Origin of the sequence: Halomarina pelagica (assembly GCF_024228315.1) — an archaeon.
GTDB classification, from domain to species: Archaea; Halobacteriota; Halobacteria; order Halobacteriales; family Haloarculaceae; genus Halomarina; species Halomarina pelagica.
The window spans coordinates 809,229-828,846 of the sequence record NZ_CP100454.1 but is presented as its reverse complement, the minus strand read 5'-3'; the positions used below and the strand labels follow the sequence as shown (position 1 = coordinate 828,846).

Genomic DNA, 19,618 nt, shown 5'->3' with positions numbered 1-19,618 from the left:
TCAGGAACGAACGGCGGTATAAGCTTCGTGGCCGAGCGCCGGCCATCGGGGTTCAAGTTACGGGCGGGCGTACCTGGGCCCATATGGACAGACGGGGGTTTCTCGTCGGCGTCGGCGCGTTGGCGAGCCTGCTAGCCGGTTGCACGGACGACCGCGACGCGGCCGCCGTCCCCGGTAACAACACGAGACGGGGACCGCGAGGGAACGACACCGTCCCGCCCGACCTCTCGTTCGAGATCACGGCGCTCAAGTTCGACATGACCCTCCCGCCCCGCCACACCTGCGACGGGGCGGACATCTCCCCCGAGTTGCTCGTGACGACCGTCTCCGACGCCATCGACTCGCTGGCCGTCACGTTCGTCGACGCCTCGACGCCGGAGCCGTACGTCCACTGGCTGCTGTGGGACCTCCCGGCGTACGTCTCGACGGTCCCCGCGGGCGTTCCGCCCCGCCCGCGGCCCGAACTGGAGACCGACGCGGAGGGCCTCCCCGAGACGATCGTCGTCACGCAGGGGACGAACAGCGCGGGGTTCGTCGGCTACGCCGGGCCGTGCCCCCCGAAGGGTGACGAACCCCACACCTACCTGCTCCGGATGTACGGCCTCAGCGAACCGGCCGACGCGGAGCCGGGAGCGACGTACGACGAACTCATGCGGGCGATCGAGGGCACCGTGCTCTCGACGACCGTCTACGGCGTCAGGGGAAAGCGGTGACCGGCCGCGGGTGATCGCCCGCACGGAGACGCGGAGACGCGGGGACGGCGGCCCGGAACGTGTCGCTTTTGCCCGTCCGCGGCGAACGGGGGCACGAATGATCTCGAAGGGCTGTGAGCAGTGCGCGATGGGCGGCAAGATGGTGCTGTTCGTCTACGGTTACTGTGACCAGCGCGACTGTTTCTACTGCCCGCTCGGCGAGAACCGCAAGAACGTCACTGACGTGTACGCGAACGAGCGCCTCGTCGAGTCCGACGACGACGTGATCGAGGAAGCGAAGCGCATGGACGCACTCGGCACCTCCATCACCGGCGGCGAACCGCAGGAGGCCCTCGAACGGACCTGCCGGTACCTCTCGCTGCTCAAGGAGGAGTTCGGGGAGGACCACCACACCCACCTCTACACGGGGATCACCGGCGGACGCGAGAACATGCGTCGCCTCGCCGAGGCCGGACTCGACGAGATCCGCTTTCACCCGCCCTACGAGCAGTGGGGCGACCTCCACGGAACCGAGTGGGAGGAGATCCTCTACGTCGCCCGCGATGAGGGGATCACGCCCGCCTTCGAGATCCCCGGCATCCGCGCCGAACGGGAGTTCCTCGACTTCCTCGACGAGGGCGCGGCGGAGTTCTGCAACGTGAACGAGTTCGAGATGAGCGACGGGAACTACCGCCGGATGCGTGAGCAGGGATACGAGCTCCAGGAGGGCCACATGAGCGCCGTCGACGGATCGAAAGCGGCCATCCTCGACGAGATGGGCGATCACCCGCGCGTCTACTTCTGCACGAGCGTCTTCAAGGACGCGGCCCAGCACCGAAATCGCCTGAAGCGCATGGCCAGGAACGTCGGCCGCGAGTTCGACGACGTGACCGACGACGGCACGCTCGTCTACGGCAAGACGTGGCTCACGCCCGACGAACTGGCGGCGCTCGGCGTCCCCGAGGAGTTCTACGTCGTGAAGGACACCCACGTCGAGATGGCGTGGTGGCTGCTCGAGGAGATGGTCGAGGCCGGCGACGCCGAACGGGGCGAGATCGTCGAGCAGTACCCGACCTACGACGGGACGGTGGTAGAGCGAACGCCGCTCGCGTGAGGCGGTCGCCGCGAGCGAGTGAAACGAGCGAGCGGTCGTTTCAGTCCGGACTCGCCGGCGAGAGCGCGGCGAAAAGTGATAGATAGGCAACAATCTCGTCGGGGGAAATTAACGGCCGGCGGACGCAGGGAGGCCACCCAAGCGCGTTCGGCGTCCATCCACTCGTGCGATGGCAGCGACTGACTTCACCGACGACGACGAGGGGAAGAAAGTGGTAAACGCCGACGGCGACACGGTCGGCCGCGTCGTCGAGGTCGATCACGGGACCGCCTACGTGGACCCCGACCCGGGGATCACGGAGACGGTGATGTCGAAGCTCGGGTGGGCCGACCGCGACGAGGACACCTACCCGCTCCAGAAGGCGTCGGTCGCCGAGGTCGACGACGACGAGATCCGCCTCCAGTCCTTCTGACGGGAGGAGCGACGCGGACCGGCGGCGACGCGCGACCGACGCCGGCGTCGTGCCGGCGTGCAGTCCGCCAGTTACACTTCTTCGAGCAGTTCGAGATCGGCCACGACGTCGTAGGGATCGCGCCCGTTGCGGATGCCGTCGAGCATGACGAACGCCCGCTTCGGCGAGAGGAAGTGTCGGCAGACGACGCGGCCGAGGCGGGTGGGTCGCGCCCCGTCGATGAACTCGTACTGGAGGAGCTTGCCGAGCGCGTGCTTCGTCGGCACCTCGCCGATCATCCGGTCATTGAGGCGCTTCGCGCCCCGCCCGGCGACGACGATGTTGGCGAGCGTCTCCTCGACGGCCGCGGCCTCGTCGTAGCGCGTGACGACCGACTCCATCTCGCCCTTGAGGAGCCGGAACGCGACCTCGTCCTCGGTGGCCTCCATCGAGTTGTGGTACGAGCCGTCGGGTTCGACGAGCACGTAGACGGTCCCCTGATCGTGGTAGTCCGGCCGTCCGGCGCGCCCGAGCATCTGGTGGAACTCCTGGACCGAGAGCCACTCGATGCCCATCGCCAGCGAGTCGAAGATCACCTGCGAGGCCGGGAAGTCCACCCCGGCGGCGAGCGCGGCGGTGGTGACGACGGCGGCGAGTTCCTGGTCCGCGAACATGCGTTCGACCCGCTTGCGCCGCTTGTAGTCCAGCCCGGCGTGGTACGGGGCGGAGTCGTACCGGAGCCTGCGGGAGATCTCGTGACAGCGCCGCCGCGAGTTGGTGAAGATGATGGTCTGACCGCGGTAGCCCTTCGAGGACTTCGCGTCGAACGCGCGCGTCACGAGCTTGTTCTCGATGTCCACCTTCTCGTGGCCGTCGGCGAAGGTGACGTGGCGCTCGATGGGGACCGGACGCTCCTCGAACTCAATGAGGGTCGCGTCGAGGCCCGCCGCGAGCTGCTCGGGGTTGCCGACCGTCGCCGAGAGGTAGATCCACTGGGTGTCGCAGCCGTTCGTCTCCGAGTAGTGTTTCAGCCGGGAGACGAGGCCGTCGAGGCGGTGGCCGCGCTCCTGCTCGCCGAGGGTGTGCACTTCGTCGATGACGACCGTTCCGACGTCGCCGAGGTCCTTGCCCGTTCGCAGCGCGTGGTCGATCCCCTCGTAGGTGCCGACGATGACGTCCGCGTTCGGGTCGAAGCGCGCGCCGTCGTCGCGGATGCGCGACGCTCCCACGCGGATGGTCACCTCCCCGAGGTGACCGTAACGCTCCTCGAAGTCCTCGTGCTTCTGGTTCGCGAGGGCGACGAGCGGGACGAGAAAGAGCATCTTCCCCTCGCCCTTCAGCACGCGGTCGATTCCGGCGAGTTCGCCGACGAGCGTCTTGCCGGTCGCGGTCGCGCTCACGACGAGCTGGTCGCGCCCGTCGAGCAGGCCGTTCTCGACCGCGAGGCTCTGGACGGGCAACAGGGTGTCGAACTTCCCCGCGACGAGCGACTTGAGTTCCGGGTGGAGGTCGAGCGAGTCCGTCCGGACGGGGTCGACCTCGTCGACTGTCGCGCTGATCTCGTCGAACTTCGTCAGTTCGGGATCGAGCCGCCCCTGGAGCAGGTTGACGATGCGTTCGAGGTCACCGACCTCGACCAGGAGTTCTTCGAGCCGGTCGCGCGCGCCCGACCGGAGGTTGCGGTAGTTGAGTTCCCGCTCCAGTTCGCGCTTGGCGCAGTCCGGACAGACGAACTCGTCGTCCGCCCTGATGGCCGTCTCGCTCGTGAGCGGCGAGTACCGTCCCGCGCTCGCACAGTAACGACAGGTGCGGACGACCTTCGCGTCGAGCTGGAAGCCGTCGAGCAGGTCGCGCAGCTCCTCGCGCCCCTCGCGGGAGGTCTGCTCGGAGATGCGGATGCGCTCGGCCCGCCGCGCCAGCTCGACGAACTGATCGGGGCTCCGGAGGTCCTCGTCCGAGCCGTTCTTGACCCGAAAGCGGGCGGGGCGGGGACCCGCACTCGTCTCCTTCAGTTCGAGGACGGCGTGGAGCGCCCGCTCGCCACCCCGCTGGACGACGACGGAGTAGTGCCTGTCCCGTTCGTGGAGGAACAGCGTGTCCACCCGCGCGACCTGCTGTGACACGTCTGACGGTTCTATGCAGTCACGGTATTTGGTTCGTCCGGAATCCGTGCCAACAGGGAGCACGGTGGACGGACGGAGCGGACTCGACTCACAGCGCCACCGCTACTCGTCGACGACCTCGATCTCGTCGTCGCCGGTCGGGACGGCGCAGATGAACGCCCCCTCCTCGTCGCCCTCGTTTCGGTACCAGTGGACCGTCCCGGCGGGGACGAACAGCGAGTCGCCCGCGCTCACGGTGACCTCCTCGTCGTCCAGGCCGACGACGTACTCGCCGTCGAGGACGTACTGCTCGTGTTCGACCTCGTTCGTGTGCGGGGGTACCTCCGCGCCGGGAGCGAGCGTGAACCGCCGGAGCGCCAGGTTCGGCGCGCCGTGCTCCTCGCCGACGAGCACGCCCTTTCTGAGTCCCTCGGCGGCGCTCACGTCCTCGTAGTCGATCTCCGCCGCGCGGCGGACGAGCGGATCGGTCATAGTCGAGGGGTGGTCGCCGGAGAACGAAAGCCCGTCCGGTTCCCATCCGGGCGCGTCCGGGCCATCCGACGGACGCGCCGAATCCCCGAGCGGAGCGAGGGGACGGGACGCGATTCCAGCGGAGGTTTTGCCAGCGAGTGAGGCGGTCGCCGACGCGACTGCCGAGCGAGTGCAGCAAACCGTCCTGGCGGACAGGCGACGCCGCGGCCGCGTTCGTGAGGCGTGGCGTCGCACAACCGCGGAGCGCCCCACGACGGAAGTCACGTCATGGGGCCTCTGGCCCCGTTCTCGGATATAAACGTACGGAGCGGCGGCGACCCAGTTCTCGCCAGGGCGACGGCGGTGGCCGCCAAGCGCGTCGCCACGCGACCGCGGCGAAGGGCGGTGTTGTGACTTAATAGCGTGGGGCGCGGAGTAGAGGTATGCGAAGCTTCCGTATCGGGAGCGCGTTCGGCATCCCCATCAAGCTCGATCTGACGTTCCTGCTCGTGTTGCCGCTGTTCGCCTACATCATCGGCAGGGAAGTGGGGACGTGGGTCGAGACGCTCAACAACCTGTTCGGCGCGGGGATCGCGCTCGACGGGATGGCCGCAGGGCTGATGCCGTACGCCCTCGGTACCGTGGCGGCCGTCGGTCTGTTCGCGAGCGTCCTCCTGCACGAGCTGGGACACTCGCTCGTCGCTCGTCGCTTCGGCTTCCCCATCGCCTCCATCACACTGTGGCTGTTCGGCGGTATCGCCCAACTGAGCGAGATGCCAGAGGACTGGAAGCAGGAACTCTACATCGCCGTCGCGGGGCCCATCGTAAGCATCGCCCTCGGCGTCGGTCTCTACCTGCTGTTCGCGGTCATCCCACCCGGCGGCGCGGTGGTGAGCGCCCTGCTGTTCGTCGTCGGCTACCTCGCGATCACGAACCTCGCGCTGGCGGCGTTCAACCTCCTGCCGGGGTTCCCGATGGACGGCGGGCGCGTCCTCCGCGCGCTCTTGGCGCGAACGCGCTCGTACGCGCGGGCGACGCAGATCGCGGCGGAGGTGGGCAAGACCTTCGCCATCCTGCTCGGCCTGTTCGGCCTGTTCGCCGGGTTCAACATCTTCCTCGTGGGCGTCGCCTTCTTCATCTACATCGGCGCGTCATCGGAGGCCCAGCAGACGCTGATGAAGGCCGCCTTCGAGGGCGTCAGGGTGCGCGACATCATGACGCCCCGCGAGCGCCTGCACACCATCGACGCGGACGACAGCGTCGCCACCCTCATCGATCGCATGTTCCGCGAGCGTCACACCGGCTACCCGGTGATGCGCGACGGACGCGTCGTCGGTCTCGTCACCCTCGAGGACGCGAAGGCCGTCAACGAGGTCGAGCGCGACGCCTACCGCGTCGAGGAGGTGATGTCGACCGACCTCATCACCATCGGCCCGGACGACGACGCGATGACCGCCCTCACCCGGATGCAGGAGTCCGGCGTGGGTCGCCTGCTCGTCATGGACGGCGACGAACTCGTCGGGCTGGTCTCGCGGACCGACCTCATGACCGCGCTCACCATCATCCGCTCCAGCGGGTCGCTGGACAACCGACCGGGCGCGACCGGCGCGGCGGCCGACGGCGGCCGCGGCGGTGACGGTCGCGGATCGCGTCCCAACGAACTGCGCTGATCGCCGGCGTCGCCGTCAGTCCTCTATCTCGATCCGCTCGCGTAGCCACGCCTCGGCGCGGTCGAGCGCCGCCCCCGTCTCGCCGGTGATCTTGACGCGGTTCGGGTCGTCGCCGCGACTCGGGTACGATCCGAGGATGACCTCGGGGAGTTCCTCGCGGGCGGCCTCGAGCGTCGGGGTCACGTCCGACTCGGGCAGCGGCGTCCGGAGCAGCCGCGAGCGCAGGTCGCCCGCGAACTCCTCCGCGATCAGCCCGAACATCGCCCTCATCTCGCGGGGGATGCCCGGGAGGACGTAGACGTTCTCGATCACGCATCCCGGCGAGAGGCCGTCCGGGTTGAGAAGCGGGCGCGCGCCCTCCGGCAGCGAGGCGTGGCGCTCGACGTTCACGTCCAGGTCGGGGTACTCCCTCGCGATGGCCGCCAGCGTACGCTCTACGTCCTCGCGGGCGGCCTCGTTCACGACGAGCGGACGGCCGAACGCCGCCGCGACCGACTCCATCGTCAGGTCGTCGGGCGTCCCGCCCAGCCCGCCCGTGCAGACGACGGCGTCGAAGGCGTCGCCATACGCGCGGACGTGGTCGGCGATCACCTCGACGACGTCGGGGACGACCGCGATGCGCCGGACCGCGACGCCCCGCGCCGAGAGCTGGCGCGCGAGCCACGTCGCGTTAGTGTTCTCCACGTCGCCCGCGAGCAACTCGTCGCCGATTGTGAGCAGGGCCGCCTCCATACCCGCTCGTGGGGTGACCGGGGGTTAGCCGTTTCCCCGCCACCTCAGCGCTACTCGTTTTCACCCGTTCTTATCAACGACCGGAGTTCGGCCCTCGATATCGCTCCGAAATCGGCCCTCCGATGACAACGAACGCAGAGTGAAACGACGTTTTCGAGGCAATGGGCGTCCGTTCTGTCGAACTCCTCGGACTCGGCTAGCGCTCGTACGGGGACGATGTGATGCACGTCAGGATTACGACCGATCTCCCGCTTGGTTTTCGAACAGACGACGCACGCGTAGCCATCGCGTTCCAAGGCCCGACGACGAATGCGACTCCACCCCTTCCCGTACGACTCGTTCCCACCACCCTTCCAGTTCGGGTGTCCGGAACCGCTAAACGTCTCGGACAACCACGTTCGCCGGCACTCGTCACCGCACACGACCGCGTCGCTGGTGATCCCACTCGGATACCGTTCGACTGTCTCGCCGCAAACAACGCACTCCGTCTTGACCTTCCCACCCTTCCACCGAGGATTTCGACGTCCTCGCACGTCAGGAAGTGTCCTCCAGGATTCGCTCTTCACGCACTCGGAACAGTACAACCCGTCCTTTTCCGACGGATAGTACTCGAACTCACAGCCGCAGAGAACGCACTCGGTGGTCTCTTTCTTCGCTCGATAGTTCGGATTCGCCGTCGCTTCGAACGAGATAGATTCTCGACGACAGTCCTCGGAACAGTACTTCTTCTCGTATCCACAGTAGAACTCCCGCCCGCATCTCGCACACTCCCTGTTCGGCAGACGTTCGCCGTGCGTACGAGCGTGATGAACGCCGAGACCACGTCTACTGTCGAATTCCGACGAACAGGTCGGACACGGATACGTTCCCATATACCGACTACATTCGCTTTCGCTTATGAATAATCGGAGGGGAGGAGAGAATTGACGGTACCACTACCTCGCCGTCCCCACGAATATGTAAGAATTTTGATACAGTCCAGGTGCGAGAATCGAACCCGCGTCTCAGCCTCCACAAGGCTGAAGGATAGTCCACTACCCCAACCCGGACACATCACAAACTACCCGCCCGGGATCTGATATAGGTTACGACTCCGTCTCAGGCGAGCGCCGCGGCCAGTTTCTCGACCGGGTGCGGCGGCTCCTCGCCCTCGTGGTCGCCCAGTTGCGACCGGCAGGAGGCACCCGGCGCGACGACCGTCTCCCCCGGGCTCGCGTCCACCTGGTCGTAGAGGATGCCCGCGATGGCCTTGCTCATCGAGTAGTGTTCGGCCTCGTAGCCGAAGCTCCCGGCCATGCCACAGCAGGTGGAGTCGAGGGGGTCGACCTCGTAGCCCGCCCGGCGGAGCACGCCCACCGCGTGGTGGTCCTTCAGGGTGGCCTTCTGGTGGCAGTGGCCGTGGTAGGTCAGGTGCTCGGCGGGCGCGTCGAAGGCCATCGCCTCGTCCAGGCGGTGGGCGTCGACGTACTCCATCGCGCCGTAGGTGTGCTCGGCGACGGCCTCGACGTCCGGCCCCGAGAGCAGGTCGAGGTAGTCCGACTGGAACATGACGGCGTCGGAGGGTTCGACGACCACGACCTCCCAGCCGTCGCGGACCATCGGCGCGAGGGCGTCGACGTTCCGGCGGGCCTGCTCGCGGGCCTTCCCGAGGAACCCCTTCGAGTGGGGCGGGCGGCCGCTCCCCGTCGTCCCCTCCGGCAAGCGCACGTGGACGTCGGCGGCTTCGAGCACGCGCACCGCGGCCTTCCCCGCCTCCGGGTGGTTGAAGTTCGTGTAGGTGTCCGGGAAGAGCAGCACCCGCCGGTCGGCGTCGGCCTCGGCGACCGCCGCGCCGCCGCGGGCCTCGAACCAGTCCTCGAACGTCTCGCGGCGGAACTCGGGGAGTTCGCGCTCTCGGGCGATGCCGAGGGTGCGCTCCATCGCGGCGCGGGCGTAGGGGAGCCTCGTCGTCCAGTTCGACAGCGGCGCGAACGCGCTACCGAGCGCGGAGAGCCGATCGATGTTGGCGAACACGCGGTCGCGGAGGCTCGCGCCGTTTCGCCGCTTGTACTCGTGGGTGACCTCCGCCTTGAGCTTCGCCATGTCGACCTCGCTCGGGCAGTCCCTCGCGCAGCCCTTACAGCCGATGCAGAGGTCGAGCACCTCCTCGACGAACTCGTCGGTGAACGCCTCGTCCTCGTCGAACGCGCCGCTCATCGCGGCCCGGAGCATGTTCGCCCGGCCGCGCGTGGCCTGGATCTCCTCCTCGGCGGCGCGGAACGTCGGGCACATCACCCCGCCGGTGGTCGACTGCGGACCGCGACAGCCCGCACAGCCGTGGCAGAGTTCGACCATCCCCTGGAAGCCGTTCTCGTTCTCCCAGGAGAGCGTCGGCTCGAACCCCACGTCGAACTCGTAGTCGGGCGAGAACCGCAGGTGCTCGGTCATGTCGTAGTCGCCGCAGACGTTTCCGGGGTTGAGCAGCCAGTCGGGGTCGTAGGCGGTCTTCAGGTCGCGGAAGGCGTTCCAGAGGCGGTCGCCGTACAGCTTGCGGTTCCACTGGGTGCGCGCGCGGCCGTCGCCGTGCTCGCCGGAGACCGACCCGCCGTACTTCACGACGAGGTCGGTCGCCTCGTCGGCGATGGCCTCGAACGTCGCGAGCCCCTCGACGGTCTTCGTGTTCACCAGCGGGCGGATGTGGAGCACGCCCGGCCCGGCGTGGGCGTAGTAGGAGGCGAACGTGTCGTGCTCCTCGAGGACCGCCTGGAAGTCCGCGACGTACGCCGGGAGGTTCTCGGCGGGGACGGCGGTGTCCTCGATGTAGGCGATGTGCTTCGCGTCCGAGGTGCGCGACAGCAGGATCGGGAGGCCGGACTTGCGCATCTTCCAGAACTTCGCGCGCGTCTCGTCGTCGTGGGCTTCGAGCGCCCGCCGCGCGTAGCGTTCCTTCTCCGTTCGAACGCGATCCTCGCTCGGCTCGGTCAGGCTCGTCCCGTCGGGGACGCGGTCCGCGATGAGGTCGGCCACCCGCCGTCGCCCGTCCTCGTCGTCCTCGGCGTAGAACTCCACGAGGAGGACGGAGTCGGTCCCCTCGGGCAGGAGGTTCACCACGTCACGGAACTCGGTGGTGTCCCGCGCGAGGTCGAGCAGCACGTCGTCCATCACCTCGACCGCGGCGGGGCCGTGTTCGAGGATGGGTGCCACGTCCTCCATCGCGTCGATGACCGAGTCGTAGGTCAGGAGGGCGACGGACTTCGTCTCCGGGACGGGTTCGAGCGAGACGGTCGCCTCGGTGACGACCGCGAGCGTCCCCTCGCTGCCCGCGAGCAGGCGCGCGAGGTTCACCGTCCCGGGTTCGCACTCGGGATCGACGCCCGAGTCGTCGGGGAGGCGGCGCTCGCCCTCCGCCTCGGCGACGAGCATGTCGAGGTCGTACCCGGAGACGTTGCGCTTGAGATCGGGGTAGCGCGCCCGGATCTCCTCGCGCTCCTCGTCGATAATCCGGACGACCTCGGCGTAGATCCGCGGCAGGAGGTCGCTCTCCGGCCCGTCCGGTCCCCACGCGTCGGCGTCGGGATCCGCCTTCTCGCGCAGTTCCTCGATCGCGATCTCGCCGAACCGCGTCACGGTGCCGTCGGCGAGGACCGCCTCGACCTCCTCTATGTAGTAGTCTGTCTTGCCGTACTTGAGCGAGTGTGCGCCGGTCGAGTTGTTGCCGATCGCGCCGCCGAGGGCGCTCTTGTCGCCCCACGCCGGATCGGGCGCGAACTTCAGCCCGTGGGGGGCGAGGCGCTCGTTGAGGTCCCCCAGGTAGACGCCGGCCTGCGCGGTCGCCGTGCGGCCCTCGGGGTCCACGTCGAGCACCCCGTCCATGTGCCGCGAGAAGTCGAGGACGACCGCCTCGTTGACCGCCTGGCCGGCGAGGCTCGTCCCGCCCCCGCGCGGGAGGACGGGGATCCCCCGGAGCGCGCAGTATTCGACGGCTGCGACCACCTCCTCGGTCGACTCCGGGAAGACGACGCCGACGGGGAGTCGCTCGTACGCGCTGGCGTCGGTCGCGTAGAGCTGTCGGGAGTAGTCGTCGAAGCGCACGTCGCCCACGCGGCGTTCGAGGTCCTCGACGAGTCCCGGCCGGTCGACCTCGTCGCTGACGTAGTCGTAGTCGCTTCGCGCGTCGCTCGCGGGGTCGCCTCGCGCGCCCGGATCGGTCGCCATGACCCGACTTACGGTTCCACTGGTATAAACGGCGGCAGTTCCCGCTCGAACGGCCGGTGATCACCGTTGATACTCCCGACCGCGTACGATTCGGTACGAGCACGGAACCGGAGACCGTCCGCACGTTCGAGGCGGCGCTGGACCGAGTCGGGTGTCGGGTCGTTCACCGACTTCGGCACTCACCCGCCCGAGGGAGTTTTACGCCCCGAACGCCTTCCCCCGTCAAGCGTGGCCATCACGGACAAGATCTACCTGAAGAACCACCGGCAGATCAGCTCGCAGCTGGAGACGAACATCCCCAAGAGCGCGTTCTCGGGGGCGACCCTCGACATCCTCTTTCAGGGCGACGGGCTGGCGAAGCTCGACGACGCGACGCGGGAGCGCGCGCTCGACTTCGCCGCGGACTTCCTCGACTGCGACTGCGAGTCGAACCCCCACTGCGGCCACCCCGAGGAGAAGTTCGTCCGATACCTGCTGGAACTGCGCGAGGGGGGACTCGGGCCGGACGCCATCGTGGACGTGATGGGCGACGACTACATGCTCTACGCCTACCCCGGCGACGTGCTCTCCTTCCTCGACGACGCGGTGCGGACGCTGGAGGCGGTCGAGGAACTGGCGGCCGTCGAGGGGAACGAGTCGGTGGCGACCGAAGCGCGCGAGCGAAAGCGACGGCTGTCCTGATCGAGTCGAGGCGGCGTACCGCGGGGATCGGCACACGCTTTCCCCCGAGAAGACTTATCACGTCGCGAGAAGGAGATGCGTCGGAGATGAGTCCAACGCGACGCGAGGTCCTCGCAGGTGTCATCGCTGCCGGCGGAACGCTCACCGGCGGATGCGTCGGGTTTCAGGGATCGAACGCGAGTTCCGAGGCGGACTGTACGACGGAGGCGGTCAGCGGTGCCGACGAGGGCGTGATCCAGCAGGCCGTCGCCGCGCCCGCCGATTCGAGCGGCGTCGAGTTCCGCGTGACGGTGCGGAACGACTCTGACGGCCCCGCTCCCGCCCGGTTCGCGCTGTACGACGACGGGGAGGAGGTGGCCGTGATCCCCGTCGGTGAGGAATTCAAGCTCTCCGAGCGGACGTACGGCCGTGTGGTAGACGGCCCGAAGCGCGGGCGGTACCGGGTCGTGGCGTACGACGAGTCGGGGACCGAACTGGACGACCTGGTCGTCTCGTTCGAGTGCAGGGAATAAGGTGGGGAGCCGACGGGCTACCCGAGGCGGAACGGTTCGTCCGCCTCGGTCTCGTCGTCGAGGTCTTCGAGGAGAATGACCTCCTCCTCGTCGTACTGTTCTAGCTCCTGGGTGAGCTGCGTGACGTAGCGCTTGTACTCGTCGAGTTGCTCGCGGAGGTGGTCGGTCTCGAGTTCGAGGCGCTCGTGCTCGCGGATGAAGCTCTTCGGCACCTCGACCTTCGGCGGGAACTCGGTGGAACTCGACCCGTCGTCGCTAACCTCGTGCTCCGGGACGACGCGCACCTGGCCGTCGTGGGCAACGAGCTGGTCCACGTAGTCGCGGAACACCGCCGACAGCGAGATGTCGCGCTCCTCCGCGATGTCCCGCAGGCTCTCGAACGCGTCCTCGTTGACGCGAAAGGAGATCGTCTTGTTCTTGTTGCCCATGCGATAGCGACACTAACAGGTCCGCCTACTTAACGGTTCGTCAGACGGGTCGGTACCTCCACCGTCAGCACTGCTGACGTCGCGCGCTCGCTACTCTACGATCGTCGCGTCGTCAAGAGATGCCGTGAACGACGCTGTGAGGGGAGTCGTCTCCCCCGACCGTCTCGATCACGCGGCGACAGCACCTCGGGAGACCCTATCGACAGAAGTTTTCGATGATCTCCCGAGAGGTACGTAGCGTCTCCTCGGCGGTCCCCACGGTGGCCTTGAGCGCCTCAACGTCTAAGAGCGTCACTTCCCCGGTCTCCTGGTCGTGATCCAGGATGCCGTGCTGACTCAGCTTCGGGAGGTGGTTGTGATACAACGAGATGTGCACGTCCCGGATGCGCCCCGTCTCTACGTCGCCTATCGGTTGTCCACTCTCTTCCTCCACCACCGCTCTGACGAGCGCCTGCCGAGTAGTCTCTCCACCGTTCCCCACGATCGTATTGACAACGGCCCGACGGCGTGTATGGGATAATATCCCGAGTGCCGTATCCGGAGCCGTTGTCGGGTCCCACGCCGACATTTATTCCACCTGTGGTGTGACGATCCGAGTGAAGGTACGAAAGCGTTCGGCTTGTTCAAGTTACGTGTTCATTACCCGGGGAACGTTACTGTCAATTCAGTGGAGACACGTGAGAAACGCTCGGTGGATCTCGTTACACGTCGCTCGGTCCGGGGCACCCCGAAGGTACGAGAGGCGTGATCCAGGACGGGGACGCGATTTCCGTCGTGGGGCGTTCTCTCCTCCCCCTCCCTCGGGAGTTCTTCGGAGCGCACGGGGAGAGCGTGAGGGCCGTACGATAGGAACCGGAGGATCACCCCACTCGCTGGTAGCGCTTACCATTCAGCACGAGGTCGCCGTCCTCGGTGACGAAGGTGTCCTCGGAGGATAGCTCACCCTTCGTGAAACCGTAGGGGATGCCCTGCCCCGTCGTTCTCTCCCCATCGGCCGACTCCCATACGCGCACGATCGCGGGATCACCCTCGCCGGATTTCAAACCACCGGATCGGGCAATAGAGAGACGTAGAGACTCGTCCGACGCGCTCGAAGGGTCCGCGGCGGTCGTCGCTCGACGCTCACCGCGTCCGCCTACGCTCCCGTCGAAACCGCGCGCGAGACGAGGGGGTATCCGCACTCCTACTTGAACCCACCCGCACACGGCGGGGCAGGACACACTATCACGGTTCCTCATTCACGATATGGACATGGCTACCGAAGCGCGAGACCCGATCTGGACGGTCGAGACCGAACCCGACGCGCGGAGCATCGACGACGTGGACCTGAACGAGTTCGATCCGCGGGCGGTCGCGAAGTTCGTCGCGGCGTTCGCCATCGGCGCGGTCTTCTTCCTCGTTCCCGTCCCCTGGAACGGCGAGTTGACGGTTCCGTTCGACGTCGCCGTCGACGGGATCACGACGGCGTTCCCGGACGCGGTGGGGGTGTACTGCCTCGCGATCGTCGTCGCCGGCGGCGCGCTGACCACCCTGGCGGAACTCGACGCCCGGGGCGTGCTCTCGCTCGCCTACGACCTCTCGTACTTCGAGACCTCGACCGGCTTCTGGGCGCTCCGCGTCGGAGGGGCGCTCGTCGCCCCCGTCCTGTTCCTGCACCTCGACTCGCTTGCCGGATACGACCTCGGCTGGCTGTGGGCCCCCGGGGTCGGCGGGTTCATGTGGGGGACGCTGATCTACAGCGTCGGCGTGATCATCCCCGTCGGGGCGGTCTTCATCACGATCTTCGTCGAACTCGGGGGGTTGGAGTTCGTCGGGACGCTCTCGCGCCCGGTGATGAAGCCGCTGTTTCGCCTGCCCGGACGGGCCGCCCTCGACAGCCTCGCCTCGTGGGTCGGCTCCTACTCGGTGGGGCTGTACGTCACCCGCAACGTCTTCGATCGCGGCGGCTACGACAAGCGCGACGTGTTCACTATCGCCACGTGCTTCTCGACGGTGAGCATCGGCTTCGTCGGCGTGGTCGCCGCGACGGTGGAGATGCTCGACCTCTTCCCGGTCATCTTCCTCGCGTACTTCGTCTGCGTGGTCGTCTGCGCGGCGATCCTCGTCCGCGTCCCGCCGATCAGCACCGTGCCCGAGGCGTACGTCGCCGAGCCCGATCCCGAGGTGCCGTTTCGCGGGTCCGGGGGCGACTACGTCAGATTCGCGCTCAGCGAGGCCGTCGGGAAGGCCGAGCGGGGCGAGACGTTCCTCGAAGCCGCCCGCCGCGGGTTCGTCGACGGCCTGCGCCTGACGAGTCTCATCCTCGGCACCATCCTCCTCGTGGGGCTCGCCGCCGTCGTGCTCTCGGCGTACACGCCCACGTTCGAGATCCTGGGCGCGCCGCTCGTCCCGGTGATCGACCTGCTCGGCATCCCGAACCCCGAGGTCGTCGCGCCCGCCACCATCGTCGGCATCACGGAGATGTACGTGCCCGTCCTGCTCGTCGCGGAGGCCGCGCCGATGGCCCGCTTCTTCGTCGCCGTCCTCGCCGTCTCGCAGCTCATCTTCTTCTCCAGCGTCGGCCCGATGACCATGGACATGTTCGCCGACGTGCCGATCCGATTCCGCGACCTCGTGGCGCTGTTCGTCATGCGGACGGCCATCCTCGTCCCGCTCGTCGCGGCGATGACCCACCTCGTCGCCGCGCTGGGGTTGCTGTGAGCGGAACGCGGACGGGCACGGCGGAGGGATCCAACGCGGCCGGCCTGCGCGCTGTCCGCGGACCGTGAGAAGCGGCGTGCTGAACAGAGGACGCTACAGTACGCCGAGTTCCCGGGGATAGTCGGTCACGTTCTCGTAGCCCGTCTCAGTCACCACGACGAGATCTTCGAGGCGAACGCCGCCGGTTCCCTGTTCGTACAGCCCAGGTTCGACCGTCACGACGTGACCCGGGCGTAGCTCCCCGCCACCCCAGCTGAGCTTTGGCCGTTCGTGAATGTCGAGGCCGACACCGTGACCGGTGCTGCTCGTGAAGCCGTCCTCGGTGGACTCGTCGGTCCGGAGTGTCGGATAGCCCTCGCGTTCGAAGACGTCACAGACCGCCTCGTTCACCGCCTCGCCGGTCACGCCGGGTCGGATCGTCTCCAGTGCCGTCTCGTAGGCTTCGAGGGTCACGTCGTACCACTCCGGGATCTTCGCCTCCGGTTCGCCCTTCACGAACGTCCGGGTCATGTCCGCGAAGTACCGCGACTCCCTGTTGCGCGGGAAGATGTCGACGATGACCGGCTTACCCGCCTCGATCGGTCCCGATCCGACTGCGTGGGCCCGAGCGCCCTCCGCGCCCGAGGCGACGATGCAGTCGCTCAGTCCACACTCCTCCTCCAGGAGCGTGACCTCGATCGCCCGACGGACCCGCTCGCTCGTCAGGACCTCCCCGTCGAGGGCCAAGACGCCCGCGTCGACCGTCGCGCGTTCGAGCATCCCCTCCGCGACGGCCATCGCCCGCTCGTTCGCCCGCTGTGTCTCCTCGATGCGTTCGATCTCCTCGTCGGTCTTCACCGCACGGATACTGGCCACGGCGTCGTCGTAATCCGTGACGACCTCGACGCCCCGGTCGTGCAGGACGTCCGCGGTTCCGTTCGGAAAGGACGGGGGTACCGACACCGAGTCGATTCCGTACTCGGAGAGGAAGGCCGCGGTCGCGAGGGGCCCGGCTTTCGTCGGCCCGTGTTCGACGACCCTACTCCCGTAGTCGAACTCCGAGAGCCGACGGACGCAGTCGCCGTCGCTGCCGGTGCTCGCTCGGGGGTATTCGAGATCGTTGATGAGAAGCCGAACCTCTCCGTCGGTGTACAGTGTAACGAAGTTACTCATGGCGTAGAACCCCGAGAGGTAGTACTGGTTGCTGTCCTCGCCGTCGGCGTTGATCAGGTACCCGTCGGTTCCTGCCTCGTCGAGATGTGTCCTCAGCCGCGGATAAGCGGGAGCCATGGTAGCGAAATCGGGCGAACCGAGTGATAAACGACACTGAACAGGGTTAGCGATTAACACGTCCCGCACGGCGCTAACCGACGGTTTCCGGGAGTGGGGCCACGGACGACGTATCCCCACGGGTCGTGGCATCCCCGCTCGTGAGCCGCATCGAATACCGTCTAGAGGTACGGCACGAGCGCCGCCACTAGCTTGTTCTCCGCCCGGCGCAGGTGCTCCTCGGCGGTGCGCCGCTCGACGCCCACCGCCTCCGCGATGGCCGCGGTCGAGGTCTCCCGCGGGATGGCGTAGTACCCCTGCTCGTAGGCCGTCGTGAACGCCTCGCGCTGGCGCGCGGTGAGCGTCGGGAGCACCTCCTCGATCGTCAGCAGCGGGGCGTCGGGGCGGACGGACTCGATCTCGCGCTTCGCCTCCACCGAGACGTCGAACCCGTCGTCGATCAGGTCGCGGTAGCAGGCGGTGAGCGCCGCCGGGTCGAGCGCGAGCAGGCGGCAGAACTTCGCCCCCTCGGCGTAGCGCAGCGGCGGCACCAGCAGGCAGTCGTGCTCCGCGAGGTACCGCTCTACGTGCGTCGGATCGCGCTCCTTGAGACAGCGCTCGGTCACCACGACGAGTTCGCCCTCCCGGCGGAGGGACTCCCGGACGCCGAGCGACGCCTCGACGCGGGCGAGCGTCTCCTCGGCCGCCCCGTCGGTGACGTGCAACAGGTCGCAGTGGTCGTTGCACCACAGTTCGATGCGCGCGTCGGTGCCCGCCGTCGCCGCGGCGTACCCCTCCGCCCCCCGGATGCGGAAGATCGCTTCGTACATGGACGGGGTCGACGGAGCATCGATATAAACCCCCCGCCGCACGCGGGGTCGAAGGTATTTGCGAAACGTAACGATTCTACAGTATGGACGAGTCAGCGCAGCGTGAGATCGACGCCGACGCCGACGCCGACTTCGAGGTCGGCGAACCGAGCGAGACGTGGCGCGGGTACCGGGGGGCGCGAACCGGTACGGAGATCGAGTGCCAGGGATGGCGACAGGAGGCCGCCCTCCGCATGCTGAACAACAACCTCGACCCCGAGGTTGCCGAGGACGCGGAGCGGCTGGTCGTCTACGGCGGGACGGGACGGGCGGCGCGGTCCTGGGACGCCTACGACGCGATCGTGGACGAACTCCGGACGCTCGGGGACGAGGAGACGCTTCTCGTCCAGTCCGGGAAGCCCGTCGGGCGGTTCCGCACCCACGAGCGCGCCCCGCGGGTGCTCATCGCCAACTCCAACCTCGTCGGCAAGTGGGACGACTGGGAGCACTTCCACGAACTGGAGGCGAAGGGCCTGATCATGTACGGACAGATGACCGCCGGCTCGTGGGCCTACATCGGCACGCAGGGCATTATCCAGGGTACCTACGAGACGCTCGCCGAGTGCGCCCGCCAGCACTGGCCCGAGGGCGAGAGCCTTCGGGGGCGGATCGTCGCCACCGGCGGCCTCGGCGGGATGGGCGGCGCGCAGCCGCTCGCCGTGACGATGAACGGCGGGGTCTGCATCGCGGCCGAGGTGGACGAGGCGCGGATCGACCGCCGGATCGAGACGGGCTACTGCGAGGCGAAGACCGACGACGTAGACGAGGCGATCGAGGCGGCCCGCGAGGCCGCCGCGGCGGGCGAGCCGTACTCCGTCGGGGTCGTGGCGAACGCAGCCGATATGTTGGAGGGGATGCTGGAGCGCGGCTTCGTCCCCGACGTGGTGACCGACCAGACGAGCGCCCACGACGAACTGGAGGGGTACGTCCCGTCGGGCTACGCCGTCGCCGAGGCCGACGCGCTGCGCGAGGCGGACCCGGAGCGGTACGTCGAGGAGAGCCTCGACACGATGGCCCGCCACGTCCGCGCCATCCTCGATCTACAGGACCGGGGTGCGGTCGCCTTCGAGTACGGCAACAACATCCGTGGACAGGTCGCAGAGCACCGGGATCTACCGACTGCGTTCGACTTCCCCGGCTTCGTGCCCGCCTACGTCCGCCCGCTGTTCTGTCGCGGGAAGGGGCCGTTCCGCTGGGTGGCGCTCTCGGGCGACCCGGCGGACATCCGCCGCACCGACGAGGCGGTCCTCGAACTCTTCCCCGAGGACGAGGCGCTCCGCCGCTGGATCGACCTCGCGTCGGAGGAGGTGCACTTCCAGGGGCTCCCCTCGCGGGTGTGCTGGCTTGGCTACCGGACTGACGAACGGGGGCTCACCGAGCGCGCGCGGTTCGCGCTGCGGATCAACGACCTCGTGCGCGAGGGCGAGATCGGCGCGCCGATCGTCGTCACGCGCGATCACCTCGACGCGGGGAGCGTCGCCAGCCCGCACCGCGAGACCGAAGCCATGAGGGACGGATCGGACGCGATCGCCGACTGGCCGATCCTCAACGCGCTGCTCAACTGCGCGGCGGGCGCGGACGTCGTGAGCGTCCACGACGGCGGGGGCGTCGGCATCGGCAACGCGCTGCACGCGAACAACCACGTCGTCCTCGACGGCTCCGACCTCGCCGCCGAGAAGGCCCGGGCGGTCTTCACGACGGACCCCGGCACGGGCGTGATCCGCCACGCCGACGCGGGCTACGAGGAGGCGCTGGAGGAGGCCGAGCGCTCGGGCGTCCGTATCCCGATGCGCGACGAGCGCGGGGAGCGGTGA

Annotated in this window: 18 protein-coding genes and 1 tRNA gene; 8 read left to right on the top strand and 11 right to left on the bottom strand. The window is 68.0% G+C overall.

Annotated features, from left to right (window positions below; all coding sequences use genetic code 11):
* Nucleotides 1–83 precede the first annotated feature (83 nt).
* From NKI68_RS04395 to NKI68_RS04385, 3 genes are all read left to right on the top strand, one after another.
* Nucleotides 84–713, top strand: coding sequence for a YbhB/YbcL family Raf kinase inhibitor-like protein (locus NKI68_RS04395; RefSeq protein WP_254545476.1), 630 nt, complete (start codon nt 84–86; stop codon nt 711–713).
* A gap of 97 nt (nt 714–810) precedes the next feature.
* Nucleotides 811–1,806 (top strand): radical SAM protein, encoded by a 996-nt coding sequence (locus tag NKI68_RS04390; RefSeq protein WP_254545475.1) that lies wholly within the window; start codon nt 811–813, stop codon nt 1,804–1,806.
* Nucleotides 1,807–1,975: 169 nt separating this feature from the next.
* On the top strand, nt 1,976–2,218 hold the full coding sequence (locus NKI68_RS04385) for a DUF8593 domain-containing protein (RefSeq protein ID WP_254545474.1): 243 nt from the start codon (nt 1,976–1,978) through the stop codon (nt 2,216–2,218).
* A gap of 71 nt (nt 2,219–2,289) precedes the next feature.
* On the opposite strand, the gene NKI68_RS04380 is transcribed toward NKI68_RS04385, so the two are convergent.
* Nucleotides 2,290–4,320: a DEAD/DEAH box helicase gene (locus tag NKI68_RS04380; RefSeq protein ID WP_254545473.1), complete on the bottom strand. Its 2,031-nt coding sequence runs from the start codon at nt 4,318–4,320 to the stop codon at nt 2,290–2,292.
* Nucleotides 4,321–4,422: 102 nt separating this feature from the next.
* The gene (locus NKI68_RS04375) at nt 4,423–4,791 is read right to left on the bottom strand and encodes a cupin domain-containing protein (protein WP_254545472.1); all 369 of its coding nucleotides are present in this window, start codon (nt 4,789–4,791) and stop codon (nt 4,423–4,425) included.
* Nucleotides 4,792–5,213: 422 nt separating this feature from the next.
* Between NKI68_RS04375 and NKI68_RS04370 the strand changes: the two genes are divergently transcribed.
* Nucleotides 5,214–6,440 (top strand): site-2 protease family protein, encoded by a 1,227-nt coding sequence (locus NKI68_RS04370; RefSeq protein ID WP_254545471.1) that lies wholly within the window; start codon nt 5,214–5,216, stop codon nt 6,438–6,440.
* 15 nt (nt 6,441–6,455) lie between these two features.
* Here the strand turns inward: NKI68_RS04370 and NKI68_RS04365 are convergent, their stop codons facing one another.
* From NKI68_RS04365 to NKI68_RS04350, 4 genes are all read right to left on the bottom strand, one after another.
* Entirely contained in the window at nt 6,456–7,172 is a 717-nt protein-coding gene (locus NKI68_RS04365; RefSeq protein WP_254545470.1) for a competence/damage-inducible protein A, read from the bottom strand.
* A gap of 50 nt (nt 7,173–7,222) precedes the next feature.
* A complete protein-coding gene (locus tag NKI68_RS04360) occupies nt 7,223–8,044 on the bottom strand; it encodes an HNH endonuclease (protein WP_254545469.1) in 822 nt (273 codons plus the stop codon).
* 104 nt (nt 8,045–8,148) lie between these two features.
* Nucleotides 8,149–8,221, bottom strand: a tRNA-His gene (locus NKI68_RS04355).
* A 49-nt stretch (nt 8,222–8,270) separates the two neighbouring features.
* On the bottom strand, nt 8,271–11,366 hold the full coding sequence (locus NKI68_RS04350; RefSeq protein WP_254545468.1) for an FAD-binding and (Fe-S)-binding domain-containing protein: 3,096 nt from the start codon (nt 11,364–11,366) through the stop codon (nt 8,271–8,273).
* 228 nt (nt 11,367–11,594) lie between these two features.
* On the opposite strand from NKI68_RS04350, the gene NKI68_RS04345 reads away from it, so the two are divergent.
* Both NKI68_RS04345 and NKI68_RS04340 read left to right on the top strand, forming a co-directional pair.
* Nucleotides 11,595–12,047, top strand: coding sequence for a DUF5814 domain-containing protein (locus tag NKI68_RS04345; protein ID WP_254545467.1), 453 nt, complete (start codon nt 11,595–11,597; stop codon nt 12,045–12,047).
* 86 nt (nt 12,048–12,133) lie between these two features.
* Entirely contained in the window at nt 12,134–12,559 is a 426-nt protein-coding gene (locus NKI68_RS04340) for a hypothetical protein (protein ID WP_254545466.1), read from the top strand.
* A 17-nt stretch (nt 12,560–12,576) separates the two neighbouring features.
* Here the strand turns inward: NKI68_RS04340 and NKI68_RS04335 are convergent, their stop codons facing one another.
* From NKI68_RS04335 to NKI68_RS04325, 3 genes are all read right to left on the bottom strand, one after another.
* Nucleotides 12,577–12,987, bottom strand: a complete 411-nt coding sequence (locus tag NKI68_RS04335; RefSeq protein WP_254545465.1) for a DUF8146 domain-containing protein — start codon at nt 12,985–12,987, stop codon at nt 12,577–12,579.
* 196 nt (nt 12,988–13,183) lie between these two features.
* A complete protein-coding gene (locus NKI68_RS04330; protein WP_254545464.1) occupies nt 13,184–13,555 on the bottom strand; it encodes a DUF7344 domain-containing protein in 372 nt (123 codons plus the stop codon).
* Nucleotides 13,556–13,847: 292 nt separating this feature from the next.
* The gene (locus NKI68_RS04325; RefSeq protein ID WP_254545463.1) at nt 13,848–14,000 is read right to left on the bottom strand and encodes a hypothetical protein; all 153 of its coding nucleotides are present in this window, start codon (nt 13,998–14,000) and stop codon (nt 13,848–13,850) included.
* Nucleotides 14,001–14,238: 238 nt separating this feature from the next.
* Here NKI68_RS04325 and NKI68_RS04320 point away from each other — a divergent pair, with 238 nt between their 5' ends.
* Complete coding sequence (locus tag NKI68_RS04320; RefSeq protein ID WP_254545462.1) at nt 14,239–15,687, top strand: YjiH family protein; 1,449 nt, start codon at nt 14,239–14,241, stop codon at nt 15,685–15,687.
* A 93-nt stretch (nt 15,688–15,780) separates the two neighbouring features.
* Here the strand turns inward: NKI68_RS04320 and NKI68_RS04315 are convergent, their stop codons facing one another.
* Nucleotides 15,781–16,956, bottom strand: coding sequence for a M24 family metallopeptidase (locus NKI68_RS04315; protein ID WP_254545461.1), 1,176 nt, complete (start codon nt 16,954–16,956; stop codon nt 15,781–15,783).
* Nucleotides 16,957–17,117: 161 nt separating this feature from the next.
* Nucleotides 17,118–17,765, bottom strand: coding sequence for a helix-turn-helix domain-containing protein (locus NKI68_RS04310; protein WP_254545460.1), 648 nt, complete (start codon nt 17,763–17,765; stop codon nt 17,118–17,120).
* A gap of 83 nt (nt 17,766–17,848) precedes the next feature.
* Between NKI68_RS04310 and hutU the strand changes: the two genes are divergently transcribed.
* A complete protein-coding gene (gene hutU / locus NKI68_RS04305; RefSeq protein WP_254545459.1) occupies nt 17,849–19,618 on the top strand; it encodes a urocanate hydratase in 1,770 nt (589 codons plus the stop codon).